Consider the following 8087-nt stretch of genomic DNA (forward strand, 5'->3'; position numbering starts at 1 on the left):
CCCCACACCCACCCCTCCGCCCCACCCCGCCCCCGCGTGTGCGTGAGAAGTCGGCCCCGCCGACTTCTCACGCACCGACGGGCTGTGGAAGCCTGCGCTCTACTCGTCATGTCCCGCGCGCCAGGACATCTGGGGCGCGGGGTCGAGAAGTGCACCCCGTCTAGGAAGTCGGCTCGGCTGACTTCCTATGCGATGGGTAGCCGCAAGGCTTGAACGCTCATTCGGGATCCGTTCCTCTCACTCGCTTCCGTGCCGGGCCCACCACTCGGCGAAGGGCACCGCACGGTTCAGGGCGAGGTAGCGGTACCCCAGCCACTTCTCGGTGGTCGACTCCCTGTCAGCGTCGAGGAACGTGCCGCCGTCGCTGTAGCGCATGGTGATGACGGTGGATTCGTCGAACGCCCAGAAGTCGGGAACACCATCGAGCGGATTCGGCTGGTCGGTGGTGTCGAGGATGAAGAACTCCTCCCCGGCGGTGGCGTTCTTGGCGTATCCCCAGCCGAGTTCGAACCGGAGGTAGGGGGTCAGCGGACGGGAGAGGATGTGGACCCGGTACATGCGCTTCCCGCCGGCGGTGTTCGCCCGGACCTCATCCACCCACTCCTGGTTGTAGTCGGCCGGCTGCGGTTCACCATCGAGGAACGCGCGGAGGCTCGCCGCGTTCGATGACCCGCTGTAGTCGTCAAGCGTTTCCAGTCGGAACGCCTCCCGCTGGAACGTCGAGAAGAGGTTCTCGAAGTCTTCGCCTGAGATGCTCACTGGGAATCCTCCGGCTGGGCTAGGGCTCAACTGCTACTGGGAGTAGATCAGTTGGCGGAGATGGAAGCGGTGGTAGACGGCCGTCGGTCGGGCTGGTCCGGGTCGAGTGTCACCCGAGCGTGTTCAGGAATTCGAGAAACGGTACGGAGTGGGCCAGGGCGAGCTCCTTCCACTCCTGGTACTGGCGCATGTCGCCGGTGACCAGTTCACGGTCGATCTGGGTGCCGTCAGGCCGGAAGTTCAGGTGGACGGCCGAGGAACCGTCGAACAGCCACCAGTCCTGGTCGGGGATCCCGAGATCCCGCTCGGTGGCGTCCAGGATCCGGATGTCCTCCCCCGCGGTGATGTTGCCGGGGATGCCCCAGGCGAACTGGTACCGCTGGTAGTCCGTGAGGGGCCGGCGCACCACGCGGACGCGGCCGATCGTCCGCCCGGAGGAGACGAAGCCGTGGACCCGCCGGTGCCGCGAGGTTCTCGGCCTCCTTGGGCATGGTGTAGGCGGGCTGGGCCTCGAACCGGAAGGCATCGTGCTGGTAGCCGTCGAAGTGGGCGCGCCACTGGTCACCGTCCAAGGACACGAACGGCCTTCTCCAGGACGTGCTGGGGGATCTCAACGGTGGGCACTTTCAGGGCCGTGAAGTGGTCGAACTCGCCGGCCTTGGCGCTGTGGAGCCAGGCGGCGAGCTTGGTGATGGGGGTGGTGGTGACGATGGTGGTGGGGTCGTCGGACTCGCGGATGTAGAGGAGGTCGTCAGCGGACGCGATTTCGACGCAGTTGGCCTCCTCGCCGCTGAAGCTCGACTTCTGCCAGTTGAGCTGTTTCATGGCTACCTTCCCGGCGCTGTGTGACGGCTGGAGCAAGTCCGGTACAGCCTCTGCCGTGCGCGTGCTGCTACCACGACGGCCCGTGTCCCAGGATGCCTGGCGTAGGGGCCGAGAGGTTGCTCCCTGCGCGGGAAGTCGGCCCAGGCGACTTCCCGCGCGAGACTTTAGGTGGTTGTTGATTTGGGGGTGGGTGGGGAGATGGCTGGCGTCTTCGAGCGGTTCCGGGACCTGGCCGGGCGCTCGATGCGGAAGGTGTGGAGACGAGCCTTGCGCCGGGGCGGCGGGATCGTCCGGTTGGTGGGGAGAAAATCAGGGGGGCGGGCGCCGGCACGGTGCTACGGTCGGGCGCCATGAGCTGGCTTCCCGATGACTTCGTCCACCCCGTCCACGTGCCGCTGCCCGGCGGGCGCCACCACCTGCGGCCGGTCCGGGAGGCGGACGCGCCGCTCGACTATCCGGCCGTGATGGGTTCGCGCGAGCGGCTGTGGACCGTCTTCGGTCCGGCCTGGGGCTGGCCCGCGGCCACCATGACCTTCGAGGCCAACCAGGCCGACCTGTTGCGGCACGAGAAGGAGATCGCCGCCCACCAGTCGTTCAACTACGCGCTGCTCGACGAGGCGGAGACGGCCCTGCTCGGCTGCGTCTACATCGACCCGCCCGCGAAGGCCGGCGCCGACGGCGAGATCGCCTGGTGGGTGGTGGACGACCTGGTGGGCAGCGAGGTCGAGCGGGCCCTGGACGCGCTGGTGCCGCAGTGGATCGCCGCCGACTGGCCGTTCGAGCAGCCGCGCTTCCTCGGCCGGGGGATCTCGTGGACTGACTGGCTCGCCTTGTCCGCACACCCCGACGCGTGAGCTGACCCGGAGGCCCCGTGCCCCGGCCCGGCGCCGGGGGCACGGGGGAGGGAAGTCAGGCTTCGATGAAGTGGTCGAACTCGCCGGTCTTGGCGCTGTGGAGCCAGGCGGCGAGCTTGGTGATGGGCGTGGTGGTGACGATGGTGGTGGGGTCGTCCGACTCACGGAGATAGATGCGGTCACCTTCGGAGGCGAGCTCTACACAGTCGGCCTTGTCGCCGCTGAAGCTGGACTTCTGCCAGTTGAGTTGGCTCATGGCTATCTTCCCTGGACCTTGTAGCGAACGTGCTGGATCAAGCCCAGCGAATCACGGTGGGTGGCTGACGGGGAAGGTGAGGCGGCGTGCAGGGGAGACAGGGCAAGGCCCCGGATTCGATCGAACTTCCTACGGAATGCCGCCACGTCCTCAGGGTCTCCCAAGAAGTACGAGCTGTGTGGCTGTTCCAGCAGAACGGTGTCAAGGCGCGCGTGAGCTCCATGCATCAGGACGAACGACGTCTCGGTCGATGAGTAGGTGGTGCAGTCGAACGGGAGGATCTGGACCGTCACATGCGGCAGCCTGCTGACTTCGATGAGATGGTTCAGTTGGTCGCGCATGATGGTCGGTCCCCCGTACATCATGTGCAGGGCTGCCTCATGGATCACGGTGCGGAACGGTGGAGCGTTCTCGACGGTCAGTATTTCCTGGCGACGCTGGCGGAACTCGACCTTCTTCTCCGCGTAGTCGTGGATCACCTCGCTGTACGCCTTGGTTTGTAGGAGCCCGGGGATCAGGAGCGTCTGGTAGCTGTCCAGGGCGGTTGCACTGGCTTCAAACTCCGCGAGATCGAGTGCGCTCGGGACGACATGGGGCTTGAACTCGGTCCACCAGCCCTTCCCGGTGCTCTCGCTCATGGATGTGAGACCGGCTCGGTACTCGGGGTCCGTCACCCCGCACAGATTGAGCCAGGTCGTCAGGCGCACAAGTGTGAGGCCGATCCTGCCAGCTTCGACGTGGCTGATGTTCGGCCCCTTCACGCCGAGGGCCTCTCCCACCTCTGCGGCTGAGAGCCCAGCGGCATCGCGAACTCGGCGAAGTTCCTCGCCAAGACGACGCTGCCGCTCGTTGATTCCGCTCCTGAAGCCCATGGGCGTGCCCTTCTCGCAGACCGTGACCTACGGAGAGTGTAGATGCATGCGCGGAGCGTGTTGCAAATTTCTGGTGGATCCACTTAAAGTGTTAACACGCTGCGCACCGTGGGCAGTTCCGGTGTGCTTCCTCTACACCGCTGGGAGATTCCCCATGTGTGACCCCAACCTCAACTCCCCCTCCCTCACCGTGTCCCGCGAGGTGTTGCGCGACGCGATGGAGCGCGCCGGGTACCCCGGCCCGGCCATCGGGGACGCCGAACTCGCGCTCATGGAGCTGGTCGTGAACGCGTGGCGGCACGGGCTGACGGCCTCGCCCGTCGTCACGGTCGTCTACTCCGGCGGCACCCTCCGCGTCACCGTCGCCGACCGCAGTTCGGAGCTGCCGAAGCATCAGAAGTTCGGTCTGCTCGCCGAGTCGGGGCGGGGGTTGCAGCTGATCGAGGGGCTCATGCACCGCTGGGGTGTCGAGCCGCAGAAGCTCGGGAAGCGGGTCTGGTTCGAGCTGGACCTGGTCGTGTGAACGCCCTCTATCCCATCCGGCCGGCCGATCCCGCGATCCGGCACCTCACCAGTCGGCAGATCGCCGGCCTGATCGTGGAACTCCGCACCGAGGGGCGCGAGTTCGGCCTGCTCTGGCCGTCCGCCCAGCCCGGGGAGACCGTCCTGAACGGGCAGGTCCTGGTCTCGCTCGGCAATGTTCCGGCCAGCACTCTGATCAACCTGCTCGCGCTCGTCCGCGAGTTCAGGCAGTACCGGTAGCGGGCGCACGCGGGCTCCGTCCGTCGGACGGGGCCCGCGCCCGTGCGGTCAGTAGCCGGCCGTGAAGCCGGTGGCGAGGATGTCGAGCCTGGCCAGCAGGGCGTCGGCGAGCGGGCGGTCCGCGCCGGCGGCGAGCCAGCGGCCGAGGGTCGTGATGTAGGTGTCGAACACCAGGTCGGCGACGGCCGCCGGGTCGAACTCCGGGCGGATCTCGCCCTGTTCGGCTCCCCGGGTGGTGGCGGTGACGAACGCCTGCGGCGTCGTGGTGCCGAGGGCGAAGGCGGCGTGGAGGACTCCGCTGTCGTGCAGGTCCTTGGCCAGCGCGTACTCCCGCTCGTTGAGCTCCGCGAGGGTGCGCAGGGCGTCGGCGAGCGCATCGATGACGGAGACGCCGGTGGATGCGCTGGCCTCGTCCCGCCGGTTCAGCACCTCGTGCCGCTGCTGGACCCAGGCGGTGACGAAGTCCTCCTTGCGGCGGAAGTGGTTGAAGGCCGTCTGGCGTCCCACGTCCGCGCGTTCGGCGATGTGGTCGTAGGTGGTTGCCGCGTACCCCTGGGTGGCGAACAGCTCCAGGGCTGCCGTCAGGAGTCGTTCCCGGGTCGCGGTGCGGCGCTGGTCGTGTCGGTTGGGGGGAGAGGTCACAAGGGGAGCGTACTTGAATCCATTGATGGACTGGAGTACATGTTGGTACTCTAGTCCAATCAGTGAGGAGGCCCACCCATGGCCGTCCCGTACACCCTCGGCCTGCACGAGATCGCCCCGGACACCTATGCCTACCTGCAGCCCAACGGCTCCTGGGGCCTCAGCAACGCCGGGCTGATCGCCTCCGGCGGCGAGGCCCTGCTCGTCGACACCCTGTTCACCGTCCCGCAGACCCGCGAGCTGCTCGACGCCGTCGCGCGCGCCCTGCCGCACGTCACCATCGGCACGCTGGTCAACAGCCACAGCGACGGCGACCACTGGTGGGGCAACCAGCTCCTCCCGGACGTCGTGACCATCGCCTCCGAGGCCGCCGCGGCCGAGATGCGCGGCGACCACCTGCACGCGGTGGTCGCCGCGCCGGGTGACCTCCGGCTGCCGAAGGTCGTCCAGCGGATGCGGGAGACCTTCGACTTCGGCGGCATCACCCCGACCCCGCCGAACCGGACCTTCACCGGCGAGCTGGACGTGGCTGTCGGGCGGCGCACCGTCCGGCTGATCGAGGTCGGCCCCGCCCACACCCGGGGCGACATCCTGGTCCAACTGCCCGACACCGGTGTGCTGTTCACCGGGGACATCCTGTTCATCGGCGGCCACCCGGTGATCCACAGCGGCCCGATCGGCAACTGGATCGCCGTCTGCGACCGCATCCTCGGCCTGGACGTCGATACGATCGTGCCCGGGCACGGGCCGGTCGTCGGCAAGCCCGAGGTCCGCTCCTTCCGCGACTACCTGGAGCGGGTCCGCGACCATGCCGAGCGCACCCACCGGGCGGGCGTGCCGGTGCTGCGCGCCGCACGGGAGATGGACCTGATCGGCCTCGCCGACCTGGCCGACCCCGAGCGGCTGGTCCTCAACATCGGCGCCGTCCACCGCGAACTCAACGGCGACGGAACCCCGGGCGAGATGGAACTCCTGGGTCTCCTGGACGCGTACGAGCCCGCCCCGCTGCTGGCCCCGCGGGCCGGGGCCGAGGTCGCCGCCGAGGTCACCGCGCTGGCCGTGGGCCTGCCGGGCGTCGTCCGGCAGCTGTTCCCGGCTGAGGGAGCCGGGCCGCTGGAGGGCTTCCCGGTGCCCAACGTGCTGGCCACCATCGGGCACCACCCCGACCTGCTGACCAGCCTGGCGCCGCTGCTCGCCCTGCTCAACCAGGGCACGATCCCGCCCCGCGAACGGGAGTTGGCCGTTCTGCGCACCGCACACCGCACCGGTTCGACGTACGAGTGGCAGCACCACGTCCGGCTCGGCGGCCTCGCCGGGCTGAGCGGGCCTGAGATCGCCCGCGTCCCGGAGGGGCCGGACCACCCCGACTGGGCCGAGACCGACCGCGTCCTGCTGCGGGCCGTCGACGAGCTGCACGACGGCCACGCGCTCTCCCCGGCCACCTGGGAGGCGCTGGCGGACAGCTACTCCGCGCCGCGGCTGCTGGAGCTGCTGGCGCTGGTCGGGACGTACCGGATGGTGGCCGGAATCCTCAACTCCTGCCGGGTCCCCGTCGACGGCTGGCTCTCCGGGGCCGGCGCGTAGGGGCGGCAGCAGGAGCGGGCGCGTAGGGCACGTGCCCGGCGCGCGCAGGGAACGTGCACCCGGCGTTGTCCGTGCCCGCTCCTACGATCGCCGCATGCCCGACGCCTTCACCGTCCTGTGGACCCAGCCGACCTGCCGCGCCCTGCGCAAGGCCGGCCACGTGGGTACCCGGCCCCCGGTCGCCTTCAGCGGGGTGCACACCTCGCTGCCCGCCTGGTCGGGGGCCCGGGCCGGGGACGAGGTGTACGCGCTGCACGTCAACCGGTGTGAGGTGTTCGTGGTGAGCCGGATGCGGGTGGTCGACCGGGAGCGGGGCGACTGCTGCGGCGCCGCCGCCGCGAGCTGGGACGACCCGGCGTTCCCCGGGCACGAGGCCTGGTCGATGCTCGGCGCCGGCGGCTGCGGCGCCTCGGCGGTGCACGTGGACGCGACGCCGGTGCGCTTCGACCGGCCGGTGCCGGGCGAGCTGCTGGAGCGGCTCACCTGGCGCAACCGCCGCAACCGGACGCGGAATCTGAAGCACGTGGTGGACGGCCGCCTCGAACGGGCGGTCGGCCTCCAGGGGTTCTACCGCCTGGCACCGGAGTCGGCCGACGAGCTGGCGGGGCTCGTCGGCCCCTGACGGAGCGGGTACGGCGGGGTGCGTCCGGGGGCTACGGCGTGACGGGTTCCAGCCGAAGTCGCCGGGACGGCCAGGGGGCCGGCTCGGCGGGGCCGAACCAGACGCGGACGTCCTCGCCGGTGCGGACGGGCAGCCGGGGGAAGTCGTTCTCGGCGTGCTCGGTGCGGTGCAACGCGTGGGCCGGGAGCAGGTGTTCGGTGGCGAAGGCGTCGAAGGCGGCGGCGTCGGCCGGGTGGCAGACGGTGGCGAGGACCTCGCGGGCGCCCGCGGGCGGGGTGAAGCCGGGGCCGCGCAGCAGCAGGACGTCGTCGCTGTCGACCATGGTGGCGTTGGCCGCGTCGCGGTGCTCCCGCCAGACCGGGCCGCCGTAGAAGGCCTCCAGGGCGCGCCGCCGGCCGGCCATGTCGGGGAAGGCGCGCAGCCAGACGAAGCGGTCCGGGTCGTCCAGGTCGCGGAAGCGGCCGCCGACGGTGATGCCGACCGCCTGCTGGCCGGTCACGAACTCGCGCTCGAACAGCTCGATCAGGGTCTCCCGGGCGCCGGGGTGCAGGGTGTACCGGCGGAGTTCGACGACGGGGCTCATGCGGTGGCCGCCCCGGTGCGGGTGAAGTCGTTCATGGGCCGCAGCGTAGGAGCGCTCCCCTGACATCTCCTGTCAGTGGATACTGGGCGGCATGCGCGCGAGTCGGCTGGTCGCCCTGCTCCTGCTGCTCCAGAACCGGGGCCGGCTGACCGCCGAGCAGCTGGCGGCGGAGCTGGAGGTCTCCGTCCGTACGGTCTACCGGGACGTCCAGGCGCTCGCCGCCGCCGGTGTCCCGCTGTACGGCGACGCCGGGCACGCCGGCGGGTACCGGCTGGTCGACGGCTACCGGACCCGCCTAACCGGGCTGACCGCCGACGAGGCCCAGGCC

Annotated in this window: 13 protein-coding genes; 6 read left to right on the forward strand and 7 right to left on the reverse strand. The window is 70.0% G+C overall.

What is annotated here, in order from left to right:
- Window positions 1-237 precede the first annotated feature (237 nt).
- The 3 genes from AE652_RS05190 to AE652_RS05200 form a co-directional block, all read right to left on the reverse strand.
- On the reverse strand, window positions 238-759 hold the full coding sequence (locus AE652_RS05190; protein WP_049649943.1) for a DUF6879 family protein: 522 nt from the start codon (window positions 757-759) through the stop codon (window positions 238-240).
- Between the two features lie 109 nt (window positions 760-868).
- Entirely contained in the window at window positions 869-1168 is a 300-nt protein-coding gene (locus AE652_RS49420) for a DUF6879 family protein (RefSeq protein ID WP_369808270.1), read from the reverse strand.
- Window positions 1169-1320: 152 nt separating this feature from the next.
- Window positions 1321-1584: a DUF397 domain-containing protein gene (locus AE652_RS05200; RefSeq protein ID WP_063780060.1), complete on the reverse strand. Its 264-nt coding sequence runs from the start codon at window positions 1582-1584 to the stop codon at window positions 1321-1323.
- 350 nt (window positions 1585-1934) lie between these two features.
- On the opposite strand from AE652_RS05200, the gene AE652_RS05205 reads away from it, so the two are divergent.
- Complete coding sequence (locus AE652_RS05205; RefSeq protein ID WP_049649944.1) at window positions 1935-2438, forward strand: GNAT family N-acetyltransferase; 504 nt, start codon at window positions 1935-1937, stop codon at window positions 2436-2438.
- 55 nt (window positions 2439-2493) lie between these two features.
- On the opposite strand, the gene AE652_RS05210 is transcribed toward AE652_RS05205, so the two are convergent.
- On the reverse strand, window positions 2494-2694 hold the full coding sequence (locus tag AE652_RS05210; RefSeq protein ID WP_049649945.1) for a DUF397 domain-containing protein: 201 nt from the start codon (window positions 2692-2694) through the stop codon (window positions 2494-2496).
- A gap of 2 nt (window positions 2695-2696) precedes the next feature.
- On the reverse strand, window positions 2697-3566 hold the full coding sequence (locus AE652_RS05215; RefSeq protein ID WP_063780061.1) for a helix-turn-helix transcriptional regulator: 870 nt from the start codon (window positions 3564-3566) through the stop codon (window positions 2697-2699).
- Between the two features lie 154 nt (window positions 3567-3720).
- Between AE652_RS05215 and AE652_RS46175 the strand changes: the two genes are divergently transcribed.
- Both AE652_RS46175 and AE652_RS44830 read left to right on the forward strand, forming a co-directional pair.
- Window positions 3721-4089, forward strand: coding sequence for an ATP-binding protein (locus AE652_RS46175; RefSeq protein ID WP_049649947.1), 369 nt, complete (start codon window positions 3721-3723; stop codon window positions 4087-4089).
- Window positions 4086-4328 carry a hypothetical protein gene (locus tag AE652_RS44830; protein ID WP_049649948.1) on the forward strand — a complete coding sequence of 81 codons (243 nt, stop codon included), beginning with the start codon at window positions 4086-4088 and terminating at the stop codon, window positions 4326-4328. The genes AE652_RS46175 and AE652_RS44830 overlap by 4 nt, the downstream gene beginning before the upstream one ends.
- A gap of 48 nt (window positions 4329-4376) precedes the next feature.
- On the opposite strand, the gene AE652_RS44835 is transcribed toward AE652_RS44830, so the two are convergent.
- A complete protein-coding gene (locus tag AE652_RS44835) occupies window positions 4377-4970 on the reverse strand; it encodes a TetR/AcrR family transcriptional regulator (RefSeq protein ID WP_049649949.1) in 594 nt (197 codons plus the stop codon).
- Between the two features lie 78 nt (window positions 4971-5048).
- On the opposite strand from AE652_RS44835, the gene AE652_RS46180 reads away from it, so the two are divergent.
- Both AE652_RS46180 and AE652_RS05240 read left to right on the forward strand, forming a co-directional pair.
- Window positions 5049-6554, forward strand: coding sequence for an MBL fold metallo-hydrolase (locus AE652_RS46180; RefSeq protein WP_049649950.1), 1506 nt, complete (start codon window positions 5049-5051; stop codon window positions 6552-6554).
- A 94-nt stretch (window positions 6555-6648) separates the two neighbouring features.
- Window positions 6649-7176, forward strand: coding sequence for a hypothetical protein (locus AE652_RS05240; RefSeq protein WP_049649951.1), 528 nt, complete (start codon window positions 6649-6651; stop codon window positions 7174-7176).
- Window positions 7177-7207: 31 nt separating this feature from the next.
- Here the strand turns inward: AE652_RS05240 and AE652_RS05245 are convergent, their stop codons facing one another.
- Window positions 7208-7759: an NIPSNAP family protein gene (locus AE652_RS05245; protein WP_049649952.1), complete on the reverse strand. Its 552-nt coding sequence runs from the start codon at window positions 7757-7759 to the stop codon at window positions 7208-7210.
- Between the two features lie 91 nt (window positions 7760-7850).
- On the opposite strand from AE652_RS05245, the gene AE652_RS05250 reads away from it, so the two are divergent.
- On the forward strand, window positions 7851-8087 hold a 237-nt coding region (locus tag AE652_RS05250; protein WP_049649953.1), incomplete at its 3' end, for a YafY family protein.

The organism is Kitasatospora sp. MY 5-36 (assembly GCF_001182915.1).
GTDB lineage: Bacteria > Actinomycetota > Actinomycetes > Streptomycetales > Streptomycetaceae > Kitasatospora.